The 17504-nt window shown below is 48.6% G+C and carries 13 protein-coding genes; 1 reads left to right on the plus strand and 12 read right to left on the minus strand.

The features are described from left to right. Positions 1-411: 411 nt before the first annotated feature. The 8 genes from rnr to AMJAP_RS15500 all read right to left on the minus strand — a co-directional run bounded on the left by rnr (position 412) and on the right by AMJAP_RS15500 (position 11075). Entirely contained in the window at positions 412-3135 is a 2724-nt protein-coding gene (gene rnr, locus AMJAP_RS15465) for a ribonuclease R (protein ID WP_019623019.1), read from the minus strand. Positions 3136-3313: 178 nt separating this feature from the next. Next, the gene (gene secF / locus AMJAP_RS15470) at positions 3314-4237 is read right to left on the minus strand and encodes a protein translocase subunit SecF (RefSeq protein ID WP_019623020.1); all 924 of its coding nucleotides are present in this window, start codon (positions 4235-4237) and stop codon (positions 3314-3316) included. 14 nt (positions 4238-4251) lie between these two features. After that, complete coding sequence (gene secD / locus AMJAP_RS15475) at positions 4252-6111, minus strand: protein translocase subunit SecD (protein ID WP_019623021.1); 1860 nt, start codon at positions 6109-6111, stop codon at positions 4252-4254. A 70-nt stretch (positions 6112-6181) separates the two neighbouring features. After that, positions 6182-6517, minus strand: a complete 336-nt coding sequence (yajC, locus tag AMJAP_RS15480) for a preprotein translocase subunit YajC (RefSeq protein WP_019623022.1) — start codon at positions 6515-6517, stop codon at positions 6182-6184. Positions 6518-6558: 41 nt separating this feature from the next. Next, positions 6559-7683 carry a tRNA guanosine(34) transglycosylase Tgt gene (gene tgt / locus AMJAP_RS15485; protein ID WP_019623023.1) on the minus strand — a complete coding sequence of 375 codons (1125 nt, stop codon included), beginning with the start codon at positions 7681-7683 and terminating at the stop codon, positions 6559-6561. 143 nt (positions 7684-7826) lie between these two features. Then, positions 7827-8864, minus strand: coding sequence for a tRNA preQ1(34) S-adenosylmethionine ribosyltransferase-isomerase QueA (gene queA / locus AMJAP_RS15490; protein WP_019623024.1), 1038 nt, complete (start codon positions 8862-8864; stop codon positions 7827-7829). A gap of 276 nt (positions 8865-9140) precedes the next feature. Then, positions 9141-9884 (minus strand): hypothetical protein, encoded by a 744-nt coding sequence (locus AMJAP_RS15495; RefSeq protein ID WP_019623025.1) that lies wholly within the window; start codon positions 9882-9884, stop codon positions 9141-9143. 105 nt (positions 9885-9989) lie between these two features. Further along, positions 9990-11075 (minus strand): ethylbenzene dehydrogenase-related protein, encoded by a 1086-nt coding sequence (locus AMJAP_RS15500; protein WP_019623026.1) that lies wholly within the window; start codon positions 11073-11075, stop codon positions 9990-9992. 346 nt (positions 11076-11421) lie between these two features. On the opposite strand from AMJAP_RS15500, the gene trhO reads away from it, so the two are divergent. Beyond that, positions 11422-12402, plus strand: a complete 981-nt coding sequence (trhO, locus tag AMJAP_RS15505) for an oxygen-dependent tRNA uridine(34) hydroxylase TrhO (RefSeq protein WP_019623027.1) — start codon at positions 11422-11424, stop codon at positions 12400-12402. A 68-nt stretch (positions 12403-12470) separates the two neighbouring features. On the opposite strand, the gene AMJAP_RS15510 is transcribed toward trhO, so the two are convergent. The 4 genes from AMJAP_RS15510 to AMJAP_RS15525 all read right to left on the minus strand — a co-directional run bounded on the left by AMJAP_RS15510 (position 12471) and on the right by AMJAP_RS15525 (position 17418). Beyond that, positions 12471-13157, minus strand: a complete 687-nt coding sequence (locus AMJAP_RS15510) for a response regulator transcription factor (RefSeq protein ID WP_019623028.1) — start codon at positions 13155-13157, stop codon at positions 12471-12473. A gap of 11 nt (positions 13158-13168) precedes the next feature. Further along, positions 13169-14956: a sensor histidine kinase gene (locus AMJAP_RS15515; protein WP_019623029.1), complete on the minus strand. Its 1788-nt coding sequence runs from the start codon at positions 14954-14956 to the stop codon at positions 13169-13171. A 75-nt stretch (positions 14957-15031) separates the two neighbouring features. After that, on the minus strand, positions 15032-16378 hold the full coding sequence (locus AMJAP_RS15520) for a vWA domain-containing protein (protein ID WP_019623030.1): 1347 nt from the start codon (positions 16376-16378) through the stop codon (positions 15032-15034). Positions 16379-16539: 161 nt separating this feature from the next. Then, positions 16540-17418: a LysR family transcriptional regulator gene (locus AMJAP_RS15525; protein ID WP_019623031.1), complete on the minus strand. Its 879-nt coding sequence runs from the start codon at positions 17416-17418 to the stop codon at positions 16540-16542. Between the last annotated feature and the right edge of the window lie 86 nt (positions 17419-17504).

The raw sequence follows: 17504 nt of genomic DNA on the forward strand, positions 1-17504 counted from the left end.
AGAGGCAGCGTCCATAGCTTAGTTTATTAGAATTATTAGCAGCACAGACTACTTTTATTACTACAGGATTATGGACAAAAAACAACCAAAGTTCAAACAATTAAGCGACTTGTAGCACATTATTTCTCAATCGTTAATTGAAACACCTAAACAACAACTACTCCTGAAAAAACCTGTAAAAACAACATATTGTAAATTGCTAATACGACATTCCTATTAGCGCTACAGCCTAAACCCAAACAGCTGAATCATACGGATATGCAACCCTTTCCATTCAAAAAAATCGACTAGTGACTGTTTTTTGATCATTAGTAAAACTAATCTTAACTAAACCATCAGAAACAAAAAAACAGGCACCATCTCCCGATGATACCTGTCTTCATTTCTTACTCAGCAAGAAGAACTCCCGCACTATGACTTATGCGATGACTTCCCCCGCAACTTCTTCAACTTCCGTTTTTTAGCTCTATTACTTAATCCTTTCGATTGTTTCTTCGACAGCCGAATAACTTCCAGCTCGGACTCACTCAAACGAGTCTTCCCGCCATTATCAGGCTTCGCTTCAGGCTTTTGCCTAGAAGCCTGCTCGGACTTAGCGCCAGCACCACGTTTACGCGGAGGCCTGCCTGCTGTTGCTCGCTCTCCAGAAGCCCCGCTATCAGGCGCTTTACCCCAAGGCGAATCAGAGTCAGTACGCTTTCGTGAAGGGCCACTTTTAGCGCCCGATCGAGCTGACGCCGGTTTAGCCGATCCGTGCTTAGAACGCCCTGGCTTTCGCCCCTGCTGGCTTTCCAGCTCGGCCATCTGGATCTTGCCTTTACGCAACATCTCCCGCTTACTCAGCCGTTTAACCTCGCCATCAGCGCCAGTCGGTTGCTTATCCGCAGCATTCAACTGTTTAACCAACTCAAAATCAATCTTCCGATCATCCAGATCGACCCGAACCACTTGTACCTTGACCCGGTCACCCAAACGGAATGATTTACCGGTCCGCTCACCCTGTAAACGCTGACGCGGCGCATCAAACTGATAGTAATCACCGGGCAGCGCTGAAATGTGAATCAACCCTTCAACATAGACCTCTTCCAGCTCAACAAATACACCAAAGCCGGTTACTGCTGAGATCACTCCGGCAAACTCATCACCGACACAATCCTGCATATACTCACACTTCAACCAGGCCATCACATCCCGGGTCGCATCATCCGCCCGACGCTCAGTCATTGAGCAGTGTTCCCCCAGCTCAACCACCTGCTCCATCGTGTAGTTGTAGTGGTATTTCTTATTCGGCAAAAAGTCATCGGGCCGAACCAAATGACGACTATCGTTGCCTGAGTGAATCAAACCACGGATAGCCCGGTGCACCAGCAGATCAGGGTAACGACGAATTGGCGAAGTAAAATGCGTATAAGCCGGATAATTCAAACCAAAATGCCCCTTATGCTCAGGACTGTATACCGCCTGAGACATGGAACGAAGCATCATTATCTGAATAACATGCTTATCCATCCGCCCCTCTAACGACTCTGTCAGCGCCTGATAATCCTGCGGTGTCGGCTCTTCACCGCCCCCCAGACTCAACCCCAAAGGCCCCAGATATGTTCGCAGATTAATTAATTTAGATTCTTTAGGTCCATCATGAACCCTGAATAACGCCGGCTGTTTCAGCTTTTGTAACATCTTAGCTGTCGCTACGTTAGCGCACAGCATGCACTCTTCGATGATCTTATGCGCATCGTTACGCACCACAGGGATTATCTTTTCGATTTTGCGTTCTTCGCTGAACATAATGCGGGTTTCGGTGGTATCGAAGTCAATCGCCCCCCGCTCCTCTCTGGCTTTTTTCAAAGCCCGATAAAGATCATTCAGGTGCTCAATATGCGGCAGTACGCCAGTGTACTGCTGACGCATCTCTTTACCGAAATCGGAATCAGGCTCCTGCAGCATCGCGCCAACCTTGGTATAGGTTAGCCGGGCTTTTGAACGAATCACCGCTTCATAAAACTGATAACCACTCATATTGCCACTGGCGCTGATGGTCATTTCACACACCATCGCCAGACGATTAACATCAGGATTCAGAGAGCAAAGGCCGTTAGACAGCATCTCCGGTAGCATCGGCACGACGAACTCAGGAAAATAAACCGAGTTACCACGCTTGTGCGCTTCAACATCCAATTCACTGGCCGGATGCACGTAGGCTGATACATCAGCAATCGCTACCCAGAGGCGCCAGCCTCCAGATCGTTTAGGCTCGCAGTAAACCGCGTCATCAAAATCTTTAGCATCCTCTCCATCGATAGTGACTAAGGGCAGCTCTCTCAGATCAACGCGATTTTTAACCGCTGAGTCAGGTACATCAGGACCAAACTCACTGACCTCCTGACGAATGGCATCGGTCCATTCATTAGGGATATCGTAGTTATGAATAGCAACCTTGATCTCCATCCCTGCTGCCATGTGATCACCCAGCACTTCGGTTACCCGGGCGGTCGCTTTAGCACGCTTAGATGGCGGCGTAATCAGCTCAACCACCACTAACTGCCCCTGCCTGTATTTCAAACCGCTATCCGGGTCCGGCATGATCTGGATATCATTGGTGATACGCTGATTTTCCGGGGTCATATAACCAAACCCACCCTGACCCTGAAAGCGCCCCACCAGCTTACGGGTTTTGCGTTCAAGCACCTCGACGATCACACCCTCTGTCCGTCCTTTACGATCCTGCCCCGTTGCGCGGACCAACACCCGGTCACCATCAAAAACCTGACGCATCTCCCGGGCAGAGAGGAAAATATCATCACCCGCTTCGTCCGGAATCAGAAAACCAAAACCATCCCGATGCCCCATAATCCGGCCCGCAACCAGATCCAGCTTACTCAATAAAACATATTGAGCCTTACGGTTACGCATCAGCTGACCATCACGCTCCATCGCTCGCAAACGACGACGCAATGCTTCAGAGCTCTCCTCATCAGCAATCTCCAGTAATACTTCTAACTGTGGACGCGTCAATGGCTCACCCTGCTCATCCAGCAGCTGCATAATCAGCTCCCGGCTAGCGATAGGTCGGTCATATTTTTCCGCTTCACGAACGGCATGGGGATCTTCAGAAAAGTTTTTGGAATCAGACATTCATCATCTTCTGTTATATAGATTTAGGATAACTATACTCCAACAACTGCTTAATCTGGAGTGTTTTACCCGAGGCGGCCTGCGGCATATAACCGACAAGAAAGTATCTAGCAAATCACAGGTAGTACTATTAGCAAAAAACCGGCTATCAGCCGGTTTTTTAAAGAGCAAAATACGCTTAAGGCATTTCGTCAACTTCATCGCCTTCAGGCTTCTCGGGGGGCATCAGGTCTTCCTTACAGATACCCAGCATGATCAGCGCATTGGCCGCCACATAGATAGATGAGTAAGTACCCACACACACACCGATCAACAGCGCAATGGCAAATCCGTGAATCATCTCACCACCAAAGATAGCCAGCGCCATCAGCACCAGCAAGGTGGTCAACGAGGTCACCAATGTCCGCCCCAGAGTCTGACTCAGAGAGACATTCATAATCTCTACTGAATCACTCTTGCGCAGCTTGCGGAAATTCTCGCGAATACGGTCAGACACAACAATAGTATCGTTAAGCGAATAACCAATAACCGCCAGCAGTGCTGCCAGTACTGTCAGATCAAAATCAAGCTGCAAGACAGAAAAGACACCCAGCACAATCAGCACATCGTGTGCCAGCGCTGTCACCGCACCTACGGAAAACTTCAGCTGGAAACGAAAAGCTACGTAGACCATCACCATAAACAGCGCCAGCAGCATTCCCAGGCCGCCCTGTTCTCGCAGCTCTTCACCGACCTGAGCACCTACATACTCATTACGACGAAGCGTCAGCTCCTGAGCCTCACCGGATTGCAGTGTTTGTAACACCTGATCACCCAGCTTTGGATCATGGGCTACACCCATACGAATCAGGATATCGACCGGCGAACCAAAGGTTTGCACCACAGCATCGTCATAGCCCGCACTCTGCAGCTTATCACGCAGACCATTGAGATCTGGCTCTTGCTCAAAGCCTACTTCGATAAGCGAACCACCGGTAAAATCCAGCCCGAACTTCAGCCCGTTGATCGCCAATGATGCGATCGAAATCAACAGCAAAGCAATCGACAATCCGGCTGCGATCTTACGCAGCCCCATAAAGTTATATATTTTTTGAGTCGTCATCTTACTCTACTCCGTCAGATCGACAGTTTCTTCACTGCACGACCGCCGTATGTCAGGTTAACCAGCATACGGGTAACCATAATAGCCGTGAACATGGAGGTCAGAATACCGACCGACAAGGTAATCGCGAAGCCTTTGACCGGCCCCGATCCCATGGCAAACAAAATCACTGCCGCCAGCAAAGTGGTGATGTTGGCGTCAAAGATAGTGGTAAATGCCCGGTCAAAACCGGCACTGATCGCCGACTGCGCAGGCAAACCGTTTTTCAATTCCTCCCGTATTCGGGAGAAGATCAGAACGTTCGCATCCACCGCCATACCGACCGTCAGCACAATACCCGCAATACCCGGCAGAGTCAGCGTAGCCGACAGCAGTGACATCACTGCCAGCAACATCACCAGGTTTAGCGTCAAGGCAATATTCGCCAACACACCAAACACCCGGTAATACGCCAGCATAAACAGCAACACCAGAACAAAACCAATTTGGACTGAGAAGACACCCAGCTCGATATTCTGTTCACCCAGACTTGGCCCTACGGTACGCTCTTCAACAAAGTAGATCGGCGCAGCCAAAGCACCAGCGCGCAACAACAATGCCAGTTCGGAAGACTCAGTGGCGCTGTCCAGCCCGGTAATCCGGAAACTAGATCCCAGCACACTCTGAATAGTCGCCAGAGAGATAATCCGTTTTTCTACATAAGGAATTCGCTTAGCAACCTGTTCACCATCCACTGTCTCATATAGCGTACGGCTCTTATGCTCAACAAAGAGTACAGCCATCCGGCGCTTAATCGCATTCCGGGTGGTGCGGTTCATTAGCTGACCGCCTTTAGCATCCAGCGAGATATTAACCTGCGGCTGCCCAGTCTCATCAAAGGATGATTGCGCATTAGAGACACTGGAACCGGTGATGATAATATCTTTTTCCAGTGTGCCTTTATTCGGGCGACGGTTCTCATCACGGAACGGATAAGTTTCGGTGGTCGCACGGGAAGCATCGGTTTTGGCTTCCAGACGGAACTCAAGGTTCGCCGTCTTACCAATGATCCGCTTCGCCGCGGCAGCATCCTGAATACCCGGGAGCTGAACCACTATTCGATTACGCCCCTGACGCTGAACTAACGGCTCAGCAACACCCAGCTCATTAACCCGGTTACGCAGTGTGGTCAGGTTTTGCTTGATAGCATAATCTTCAATTTCACGGACCTTGCTCTCAGCCAGGTTGATAGACAGGTAGAACGCATTTTCACGATCTTCCGAATCGATCAGAAACTCAGTGTAATCTTTCCGCAGCAAGCTTAGCGCTTCATCACGCACGTCTGACTTGGAGAATTTCAATTCCAGACTGCCATCTTCACGATGGGTTACTGCACGGTAACGCAGTTTTTCGGTGCGTAACTTAGTTTTGATCTCGCTGACATAGACATCAAGACGCTGAGTCACGGCAGACACCATATCCACCTCCAACAGGAAGTGCACACCACCGCGCAGATCAAGGCCTAGCTTCATTGGGCCCGCGCCCAGTGAACTCAACCAGTCTGGTGTAGTCGGTGCCAGGTTCAGAGCCACCACGTAGTCATCACCCAGGGTACGACTGATAACCTCTTTAGCCTCAAGCTGTGTCCGGCTGTCAGGGAAACGAATCAAGCCACCCTTATCTGTCAGTTCATCTTGCTTGAAGCTGACCTGTGCTTGCGTCAGCGACTGCTTTACCTGATCCAGCAACGGCTGGTTTACAATGTTCGACTCCCGGGCTCCGGAAAGCTGAACAGCATAATCATCAGGGTAAAGGTTAGGCGCAGCATAGATACCACCAATCAGCAGTATCAGAATTATCAGCGCATTTTTCCACAGTGGATATTTATTGAGCATGGCGCTCTGTCCCTACATAAAACAAATCAAAAAAACGCCACGAGAGTGGCGTTTTGTTATGAGATTGTTACTAGATCTCTTTAATAGTGCCTTTTGGCAGCGCAGCACTCACATGAGTTTTCTGGAAAGTCAGCTCAGTAGTGTCATTTACGCTCAGGACAATGTAGTCATCATTCAGACGTACTACTTTGCCAATCAGACCACCTGCGGTGATTACTTCATCACCTTTAGTCAGTCCGCCTAGCAGTGCTTTATGCTCTTTCGCACGCTTCGCCTGTGGGCGCCACATAAACATGTAAAAGATAAGACCGAAGCCAACCAGAAAAATCAGATTGAACATACTTGGATCCATACCACCCGGTCCGGCAGCTGCTTCAGCATATGCTGGAGAGATAAAAAAGCTCATCAAGGCTTCTCCTAATACTTAGTAAAATCAATAAATTAAAGTCAAACTTCAACGTTAAGAGGCGGTACTTCCATCCCCTTAAGATGGTAGAACTGGTCAACAAAGTCGTCCAATTTACCCTGTTCAATGGCCTGACGCAATCCGGCCATAACTTCCTGATAATAATGCAGGTTATGGATCGTATTCAGCTGTGAGCCAACGATCTCCTTACACTTATCAAGATGGTGCAGATATGCACGGCTAAAATTCTGGCAGGTATAGCAACTACACTGCTCATCTAACGGTCGGGTATCAGTCTTGTTCGCCGAGTTACGCAGTTTTACCACGCCATTACGGGTAAACAAGTGACCATTTCGGGCGTTACGGGTCGGCATTACGCAATCGAACATATCCACACCGCGACGCACCCCCTCAACAATATCTTCCGGCTTACCCACACCCATTAAATAGCGGGGTTTATCTTCAGGCATTTTATGCGCCAGATGATCAAGCACTTTGACCATCTCTTCTTTCGGCTCCCCTACTGACAAACCGCCAATGGCATAGCCATCGAAATCGATCTCATTCAAACCTTCGATCGATTCATCCCGCAGATGTGGATACATGCCACCCTGCACGATACCAAACAGTGCTGAAGGACTGTCGCCATGGGCATCTTTAGAACGCTTCGCCCAACGCAGTGACAACCGCATCGAATCAGCCGCTTCAACTTCCGTTGCCGGGTAAGGCGTACACTCATCGAAGATCATCACAATGTCAGAGCCCAGGTCTTTCTGTACCTGCATCGACTCTTCCGGCCCCATAAATACCTTGGAGCCATTTACCGGCGACTGAAAATGAACCCCCGCTTCAGTGATCTTGCGCATCGCTCCCAGGCTGAACACCTGAAAGCCACCGGAGTCAGTCAGAATAGGACCTTTCCAGTTCATAAAGTCATGCAGATCACCGTGGGCTTTAACGACCTCGGTCCCAGGGCGCAACATCAGGTGAAAGGTATTACCCAGAATAATATGGGCCCCAATTGCCTCAATATCTTTCGGCAACATCCCCTTAACCGTGCCATAGGTACCTACCGGCATAAAGGCCGGCGTTTCCACATCCCCTCGGGGAAAGCTCAAACGGGCGCGACGGGCTTTGCCATCGGTCGCTATTCGCTCAAACTTCATAAAACATTCTCTAGTCACACGCTGTCCTAAAATCAGTTTCCTAAAAAAGGAGTTCGCCATCAGAGTAGTAATCTCTACTCTATATAAGGCTGATTTGAATAAATTAAAGGCTACTTTCTGTTTTTTCGATTCCGACGCCGTTGTTACTTAAGCTTTTTCTTTGTCAGAAACATAGCGTCGCCATAACTAAAGAAACGATACCGCTGCGCTACAGCTTCTTTATATGCCGCCATCATATGCTCATAACCGGCAAACGCCGACACCAGCATTAAAAGCGTCGACTCAGGCAGATGAAAGTTAGTTATCAACAGATCAACAGTACGAAACTGATAGCCTGGAAAGATAAAAATATCAGTATCACCAAAGAAGGGCTCAATCTGCCCCCCTTTACTCGCTGTTTCAAGACAGCGTACGGAGGTGGTGCCCACGGCCAGTACACGATTGCCCCGTGCCTGAGTCTCCCGTACTGCCTGACAGACCTCTTCAGACACTTCGATATATTCAGCATGCATCTTATGATCCTGAATATTATCGACCTTCACCGGCCGAAAAGTACCTGCACCTACATGCAGAGTCACAAAGGCTTTATTTATTCCCTTGTTTTCTAGTTTTGCGAACAACTCATCGTCAAAATGCAGACCGGCAGTAGGCGCTGCAACCGCGCCCGGTTTTTCGTTATAGACCGTCTGATAGCGTTCTCTGTCTGACAACTCATCTTCACGTTTCATATAAGGCGGTAACGGCATGTGCCCGAACTGCTCTAACGCTTCAACTAAGTGCCCCTCTGCCAGATCAAATTTAAGCTCGAACAGATCATCATGACGGGCAACCATCGTCGCAGTTAAACCGCCCTCAAAGGTCAATTCAGCACCCGGTTTCGGTGACCGACTGGAACGAACATGCGCCAGAGCAGAACACTCATCCAGCACTCGTTCGATCAACACTTCGATTTTACCCCCCGACGCTTTCTGCCCAAACATCCGTGCCGGAATCACTCGGGTATTGTTGAATACCACCAGATCACCCGGCTCAAGCATATCCAGCACATCAAAAAACTGCCGGTGCTGAAATTCACCACTGTCGCCATCAACGCAGAACAGCCGGCTATCGCTGCGTTTTTCCAAAGGATAGCGGGCGATCAGCTCATCGGGGAGATCAAAATGAAAATCTTTAACCTGCATAGCGAAACTTAACCTGAAGCTCAATTATATAGCCAAAGCGGAGACACCAACGGGGGCCCAGCCGACAAAAGGGTGCGTATCCTACCCGATCTACTATGAAATTTCAGCTATATTACCCGCGACAAAAGGATGAAAAATGCGCGCAGCGATGGGATGAAAAGAACGGCAGGTGACTACTGCCAGGTAAATAAGCAGGACTGATCATATAAAACGGGAAAGAGCATCGGCCAACCTTAATAATCCGCCGACACCTTTCCCGTCCTCTGTTGCTTAAAGCTATTCGGGCGATTGCTCTGAAGATTCCAGAACCGCATCTGGTAACCTGAACCAAAGATTCAATAAACAGAGGCCGCTCATCGCGCATACAGCACCAATTTCAACACCTCCGGCTACCGATATTACATAAGCAAAGACACTGGAGAATTTCGCCAGCCACCAGGAAGCTATATCCAGCCACAAAGCGAGCCAGCCTGCTGAAATAAGCAGAACCTTTATCCAGGCGACATAACTACTAAACGCCATCACCATCGACACTATCACCAGAAAGACCGCGATACCAAAGAGGTGAATATGGGCTGTCTTTGCCATTTTGGTCCAGCTATAGCCACCCTCGGTATATTTCACTATATCGTCATAGCTACTAAAGGGCATGGAGGTAATGGCCTTTGTCATCTGTGATTTCCGACTATGACATTTCTGGCAATCCTCTTCGAGGATATACAGCACCTCCTCTTTAAAGAAAGCATCGTCTTTTGCCCCATCAGCGATCCATTTAGCTATCACATCAATGTCGCCATCCTCAGCAACATATTCGTACATCGAGCCTTTCATTGAAGAAACAAGTGCTGAATCACTGTAGTGGGATTGTACTTTATCCATGTCTGGAATATTAAAGCCGCTGTTATGCTTCGAGTAGAGCAAACCGATCAGGGTGACCGCGCTCAGCGCCCCCAATATAACCGTAATCAGAAAACCTGAAAGTCCCAGCTTTGCAGAGAAATTAAGTGAATCGATGCGCATAGACCGTTCCTTGATAGATAACTGTGCAAGACAGGAATACTCTTTCCCCTGGCGGGGAAAGAGTTCACCTGATTATTTGAATCATCAGTGCTATCTACAGCTCTGTTATTTGAAGACCAAATCGTAAACACCATCGTGATACAAGTGATTGATCTGAGAATTATCAAATACCGAAATACCGAAGCTATACGCTTTACTCAGATCACTGAACTGTACGTCCTGAATCTCAGCCTTATCACCGGTAGTCACCAGAGCCCGTTTAATTTCAACGGTCCACTTACCATCTTTCCAGTCACCTTTAGCCCAGATATCCCCCCGGGAACCGGTAAACGCTTCAGACATAATGCCTGGAATCTGATCACCGGGTTTAAAGGTATCCACAAAAGGCGTTTTCTGTGATGGCGTAATCGTATAACCATCGACATTACCCTGACTACGATTCATAAAAGCAGGACCGGTCTTATCAGCATTCATATTATTGACGTAACCCCCGCCGGTTTTACTGTCACCATGACGTCCCCAGTTTTTATTCACTGCGGGATCTTTCACACTATCCACAAACTGATCATCGATAAGCCCCAGAGGATTCATACGCACACTTTTCCAATGCCACATATCGATCGTCTGGCCTTCGCGGGTATATTTACGCCCCGGCGCTTTACCCCGCTGATCAAAACCGTTAATTTTCCCTTCATCATTCTGCATATGACAGGCAACATCACAGCCTTTTTTCGCAAAACCCCGGGCATTAATATTCCAGAAAAGAGCCAGTTTATCTTCATAATAAACATTGTCATGGCCGGTCTGATCTTTACCCTTAAGCTGCTTCCAGGAACCATCTTCCTGTTTTACCCATGGATAGCGGGCAAGGCTTTTAGTCGGATCGTCGTACTGCATAAGAAAATAAACAAAATTATCATCATAGAGCGACTTCATTGTCACATCGACACTACTCATACCGCCATAGTTATTCGCTTTGTAAGGCAGATTATCGAGCGTAATGCTCAATTCAGACGCGTTATCCCAGGCACTATCAGCCAACCCGTCCAGTGTAATTGTCATGTCAGTCCTGACACTGGTTAACGTCTCGTTTGCAGCCTGTACAGCGGTACTTAAAGTCGTACCCAACACCCCACCAAGGATTACCAGCGAACCTACAAAGCCAACAGGAGTTTTAATAAATCTACGCATGTATGAACCCTCAATCTGAGTGAAATGTACGGACTATTTCCCTGTCCATTTTTATTAATCCTTTACCTATAGCTAAGTTCATAAGTACTCAAAGCGCTAATATAAAAAACGCTAAATCTGTCAGTTTGGTTACACCTTTTTCCTCGCATTGATGCAGGTCATGACCGACCCCTGTTAGATGAATATATATGTCAATAACCTCTCAATTTCACTTATAATTACCCTTACTGTTTGTCTGTCTTCCTGACGTCTAAATCCAAGTACAATAGCGCCCCTTCCGTAAGTATCTATAAGTTAACTACCCACCAGGCTCCGGAATTACGCTCCGATCGGCTGAGGAATACAGATGTCTAAAACTATTGTCTGTGCGATGTATAAATTTGTCGCGCTGGAAGATTTTGAATCGCTACGTGAACCGCTGCATAACGTCATGCAGAGTAACGGCGTACGCGGCACGCTGCTACTAGCCCGTGAAGGTATTAATGGCACCGTCGCCGGAAGCCGTGCGGGCATCGATACGCTGCTTAAGTGGCTGCAGAGTGACCCCCGTCTTGAGGATATTGTTTACAAAGAATCCCTCGATGACAGCAACCCTTTTCACCGTACCAAAGTTAAGCTAAAAAAAGAGATCGTCACCATGGGCGTTGAGGGTATAGACCCTAAACGTGTTGTCGGCACCTACGTCAAACCCAAAGAGTGGAATGCCCTCATCTCTGACCCAGAAGTCGTCCTGGTAGATACCCGTAATGATTATGAAGTACAGGTAGGTACTTTTAAGGATGCGATCAATCCGGTTACCGATACTTTCCGGGAATTTCCTCAATATGTTAAAGACAACCTGGACCCCGAAAAGAACCGTAAAGTTGCAATGTTCTGTACCGGTGGTATTCGTTGCGAAAAGTCTACGGCGTATCTTAAAGAACAGGGCTTTGATGAGGTTTACCATCTGGAAGGTGGAATTCTTAAATATCTGGAAGAAGTCCCTCAGGAAGATTCCCTGTGGGAAGGCGAATGCTTCGTCTTTGATAACCGGGTCACCGTCAACCATCAGTTAGAAAAAGGTAGCTACGATCAGTGCCATGCCTGTCGCCTGCCCCTCACTGCTGAGCAGATGAAAAGTGATCAGTACCAGGCTGGTGTCAGCTGCCCAAGCTGTTATGACAGTCAAAGCAAAGCGCAACGTCAGCGTTTTGAAGAACGGCAAAAGCAGATGAAACTAGCTCAGCTACGCGGCGATGCTCATCTGGGAGCCGATGCAAAAGAGACCAGCGAGACTCGTCGTGAATTGAAGCAACAGCTTCGTGAGGCTCAACAGGAAAAGAAGTAACACAAAGTAGCTAAGAGGAATCGACGGTGATTCCTCTTAATGCTACAGGTAGTGCTGATAGCGCAACACTAACAATCGAATCTATAACCGATCCCATGAACAGTGGTGATAATACGAGGCGCTTTGGCATCCAGTTCGATGACTTTACGCAGTTTAGATATATGCTGGTCCAGCGTACGGCTGTTGGCATAGTAATCCCGCCCCCAGCAATGATTAAACAACGCATCACGATCCACCACCTTGCCGCGCTGTTCAAAGAGCAAACGTAATATTTTCAAATCCCTCAGACTTAACTCAAACACCTGTTGATCTCTTAATGCCCGTAACTCAGACGGCCTGATCTGCAGATCATCCATCACAAAATTATCATTTTCACCAACACCCGCTGCCGGGCGCAAAAACCGCCTTGTTACCGCCCGTATCCGGGCGACGACTTCACGACTGCCAAAAGGCTTTTTGATATAGTCATCAGCCCCCAGTTCAAGCCCCAACACCTGATCAATCTCTTCAGATTTTGCGGTAATAAAGATCACCGGTAGCCGCTCATCCTGTTGACGAATACGACGACAAACCGAATAACCATCCTGTTTCGGCATCATAATATCCAACAACACCAGATCAGGCTCATGCTGTTGATAAAGCAGCCAGGCCTGGTCACCATCAGCCGCTTCTATACATTCATAGCCTTCAGATCCTAAGAGCGTCGCCAGTCCCTGACGGATATGCAAATCATCTTCAGCAATTAACAGTTTCATAACTCTTCCGTCTAATCATCCGATTTCCTATCCGGCTTATCAGTTAGCAAGGTAGCTGGCGTAGCCAATTTTAGTAAAAAACGGGCTCCCGGCACGTCAGAGGAACAAGGTTCCACAGCCAGTTCTCCCTGATGCGCTCTGGCCAGCTCTCTCGCCAAGCCTAATCCAATCCCCGTGCCACTCACCCCTTCCGTCAGTTCATCGCTGCCACGGTAGAAAGGTTCAAACAGCTTTTCCGACTCACCTACCGACACACCGGGGCCAAAATCTCTGACCCGGATAAAACTACATAAACGATCTGGCTCACCCTCTTGCCAGCTACTGATATCTACAAACTGCCCCTCAGCAGCATATTTTTCACAATTACTCAGCAGGTTATTAAGAATCTGCTCCAGTGCCTCACTGTCAAAACGGCATAGTTGGGAAGCGTTAGCGGTAAAACGTATCCTTAAATTTCGCGCCTTTAATACCGGCGTAAACAGCTCAACAACCTGACTGATATAGTTATCAATAATCCCTTGCTGATAGCGAACGCTGACACCTTCCCGCCTGGCCCGTGAGAAGCTCAGCACATTTTCGATCAGGCGCGACAACCGCCCCGCTTCACTACCGATCACACCCAGATAACGCTGCGCAACCGGCTCATCATCAGTAATTTCCCCTTCTAACATCTCCGTATACAGACGCACATTAGTGAGCGGTGTTTTCAGCTCATGGGAGACCTGATTGACAAAATTCACCCGCTGTTCGGCTTCTCTTAACTCCCGGCTGTGCTCGCGATATAAGAGATAAGCCAGTGTCGATAACCCCCCAGCCAACAACACTAACAATACAATCAACCCCAGCCAACCGGTGATTACCACCGGTGGTTCGGCAGCATAATATGCCAAGTGCCAACTCGCTAACGGGTGGTTTAAAGGCACCGTTTGTAACGGTTTTTGATCGCTTCCCGTAACCAGATCGCCTCCCCAGCTGTAGACGATATCACCCCGATCATTCACCAACCGAATTTCACTGTTCATTTCCAGCTCGGTAGCCATTCCCTTATCAACAGCGGTCACTGAACTGGAAGGTAACAGGTTAATCAGATCTGATAACAATCGGGCGGAATTCAGTGCAAAGCCAACGGTATTGCCATCGCTATCCTGCAACCAGAAGATCTGTTGCAAACCCGCTTCTGCATACCAGGCGATCCAGCCATGAGGCCGTTCAGGCGCACTCAATGCTGTTGATTCAGACAACGCCTGAACTGAAATATCAGGACTGTATCGGGATTTCTGAGAAACCGAGTCGCTTAATCTGGCGCTCTGTAACTCCCTCTTATTCGCACCGGAGTAATCTTGGCTAATGGCACTCGGAATACCGACCGGATCCAGGGTCGGCATTGTAAAGCGCTCGGGATCTCGTAAAAGGTTACGAGTTAACTCGACAAAATTCTGCTCTTGCTGATTCAACGGCTGATCTGATGGAGGAAAGCGACGCTCTCCGGTAGCAGATAAGACGAACACCTGCTTTACCGCAGCAGAGCGATCAATAAACCGGCGCACGCTTTCAACCGTATACTGCCCCGCTGTTTCCTGCTGTAACGTTTCTGCCTGGCGCATAAAGCGTTGCTGCAGCAGAAAGAAATGCTCCTGAAATTGTGAATCAATACTCTGTAACCGGCCGGTTACCAGGTTGCTTAACTGATGGGCAACAACCTGCTGTTGATCCAGTTGCAAACGCACACCAAACCAGGTCAGCAACAACAGAGGCAGAGCGATAATGATTGCGAGAAATAGTGGTGTTCGTCTTTTCACAGGTCCTTCCGGTGGTGTGACTCGAAGATTGAACGCCTTAGTTCATCCCCGGTCACGCTCTTTTTTACACGCGTATTAATACGTCTGTTGAGTTGCCCGCTTATACTGTCGAGCTTTCAACTCTTTACGTTGCTTATTCCAATCCTGATCAGATTCCAGCGCTTGCGCATCCTGCAGGGCTTCCTCTTCCTGCTCTTGCAAGCGTGGCGAATTCAGCGATCTAGCCTGAGCTCCCAGGTATGATGCGCTATCCTGAAGGATTTTCTTTGCGCCTTCCAGATCACCACTATCCCGAGCTTCAATCGCATCACGACTATACTCATTTGCCACCTGTTCAACCGCCGCTTCAAGCGCTTTGTCATCCCGGGCAGCCGTCACTTCCAGTTGCGAACGGCTAAAACGAGCAACACTCTGACCCGCCAGTTGTTCCTGGTTCTGGGTCAGAAGATTATCGTAATGAACATTCACAGATACCAGTTCAATCTCTGTTTCAGCCTGCTGCTCAGGTACTTCTACCTCAAGAATAACGAATTTTTCCTGCTCGCTATACAACTGATTCAATCGGGTTGTGACCCGGTTACCAATGATCTCGCTTTCCCGTCCCAACAGACGAACAGGCTTTACACCGTTGCGGCAATTAATCTCAATATTTACCCCCTGTGCAACCACTGACAACACATCACCAAATTCATACTGAAACACAGACGCCAGATCTTCAGCATTTTCAACAAACGCGTGATTACCATCACTAAAGCCCGCCAAACGGGTCATCAGATCTTCGTTATAACCTAACCCCAGCCCGATAGTGGTCACACTGATGCCTTCTTTCGCTAACGAAGCGCCCAGCTCACCTAGCTCAGACGCAGATTGAGGGCCGACATTAGCCAAACCATCGGACAGCAAAATAACCCGATTGACTTTATTCCGACTCAGAAACTTGCGCAGCTCATTCGCCCCTTTGCTGACACCGGCAAACAGCGCGGTATTACCATCCGCCCGAACATCCCGAATGGCATTGTATATCGCCCGCTGGTCACGCACCTGGGTTGCTGGCACCACCACTTGCACCCTGGAATCGTAACTGACCACGGAGACTATATCCCGCTCATCAAGGCGCCTAATCGCCATAATGGCGGCTTCACGGGCATACTGAATTTTTTCACCGCTCATTGAGCCCGATTTATCCAACACAATAGCCACATTGGCCGGTATCCGTGCTTGCCTATCCTGCTGCTTAAAGCCTTCCAGTGACACTTTGATAAACGCCCGATGGCTGCGTTCCGCTTCCATCACCGGGGTAGCCAGATTAATACTCAGATTCACCTGATTAGCCTGAGCCAGCACTGGCAGCAGGCTCAGTAAAACAAATCCGAATGTCCGTATAGTTCGTCTTAACATATGCTTGTCAGATTGAGTGTTCATGATCAAATTCCTGAGTTGAGAGTATAGTGGATCAACGCCACCGCTGTATTTACTCTACGCTCAGCCAGACAGCGAAAAGTCAGATGAAATTAACGAATTTGTAAGAAATTTGTAAAAGCGTGGATACACACCCAATAATTCTGTCCTGCCACAATCAGACATCACGTCTGATGGCACAGCTCAATCCATCGTTCTATTCCCGCGCTTCGGTACTTATGCCGATTGATCACCAGATATAGCTGTCGACTGAAATCCCGTCCTGCAACCCGCAACGGCACCAGCGTCCCCAGTTCAAAAGACTCCCGCAGGGCAATACTCGATAAACAACCGATCCCCAGGCCTTCTGCTACGGCCCGTTTAATCGATTCTGCATGCTCCAGTTCCAACAGAACATTCAGACCCGATAATAACCCATGCAGCGCCCAGTCAAACGCTTGCCGGGTGCCTGACCCCTGCTCACGAAGAATCCAGCTAGCCGACAGCAGATCAGTATCACTGAGTTGCTGCTTACCGGCCAGCGGATGATCAGGCGCACAAAACACTTCTAACTGATCTTGTCGCCAGGGTACCACCTCAAGGTCAGGATGCTGAATCTCCCCCTCAACCAGACCAATATCCAGATCAAAATTAATCAACCGGGCCACGATAGCCGAAGTATTAGCTACCTGAAGGTCGAGCTTTGCTTTCGGCTGTTCATCCAGGTAGCGCGCAATTAAACCCATCGCCAGATAATTACCAATCGTCATCGTGGCACCGATCTTCAGCTGCCCTACCACCTGATGCTGAGCCATCTCTAACTCCAGGCTCTGCGCACGCTCTAACAATGCTTCCGCTCTGGGGCGCAATAACCGGCCCAGCTCGTTAATTTTTAACCGTTTACCCGCCCGATCAAACAGCTGTATATCAAACTGATCTTCCAGATCCCGCAACGCACCGCTAGCCGCCGACTGCGACATCGACAAGCTGTCCGCCGCACGGGTGATATTGTCAAAATGAGCGACCGCTAAAAACACTTCCAGTTGGCGCAGGGTATATTTCATTATCTGTTTTTCCGATTATATTTATCCGAATAATCGTCTTTAACAATATAGTACACCAGCCTACTATGCACTTAAGGAATAGGCAG

Source organism: Amphritea japonica ATCC BAA-1530 (assembly GCF_016592435.1).
In the GTDB taxonomy this organism is placed as follows: Bacteria; Pseudomonadota; Gammaproteobacteria; order Pseudomonadales; family Balneatricaceae; genus Amphritea; species Amphritea japonica.

Coding starts and splice junctions, on each gene's coding strand:
- secD (WP_019623021.1), bottom strand. CDS start 6,111: ATGCTCAATAAATATCCACTGTGGAAAAATGCGCTGATAATTCTGATA.
- rnr (WP_019623019.1), bottom strand. CDS start 3,135: ATGTCTGATTCCAAAAACTTTTCTGAAGATCCCCATGCCGTTCGTGAA.
- AMJAP_RS15520 (WP_019623030.1), bottom strand. CDS start 16,378: ATGAACACTCAATCTGACAAGCATATGTTAAGACGAACTATACGGACA.
- queA (WP_019623024.1), bottom strand. CDS start 8,864: ATGCAGGTTAAAGATTTTCATTTTGATCTCCCCGATGAGCTGATCGCC.
- AMJAP_RS15510 (WP_019623028.1), bottom strand. CDS start 13,157: ATGAAACTGTTAATTGCTGAAGATGATTTGCATATCCGTCAGGGACTG.
- trhO (WP_019623027.1), top strand. CDS start 11,422: ATGTCTAAAACTATTGTCTGTGCGATGTATAAATTTGTCGCGCTGGAA.
- yajC (WP_019623022.1), bottom strand. CDS start 6,517: ATGAGCTTTTTTATCTCTCCAGCATATGCTGAAGCAGCTGCCGGACCG.
- AMJAP_RS15525 (WP_019623031.1), bottom strand. CDS start 17,418: ATGAAATATACCCTGCGCCAACTGGAAGTGTTTTTAGCGGTCGCTCAT.
- AMJAP_RS15500 (WP_019623026.1), bottom strand. CDS start 11,075: ATGCGTAGATTTATTAAAACTCCTGTTGGCTTTGTAGGTTCGCTGGTA.
- secF (WP_019623020.1), bottom strand. CDS start 4,237: ATGACGACTCAAAAAATATATAACTTTATGGGGCTGCGTAAGATCGCA.
- tgt (WP_019623023.1), bottom strand. CDS start 7,683: ATGAAGTTTGAGCGAATAGCGACCGATGGCAAAGCCCGTCGCGCCCGT.
- AMJAP_RS15495 (WP_019623025.1), bottom strand. CDS start 9,884: ATGCGCATCGATTCACTTAATTTCTCTGCAAAGCTGGGACTTTCAGGT.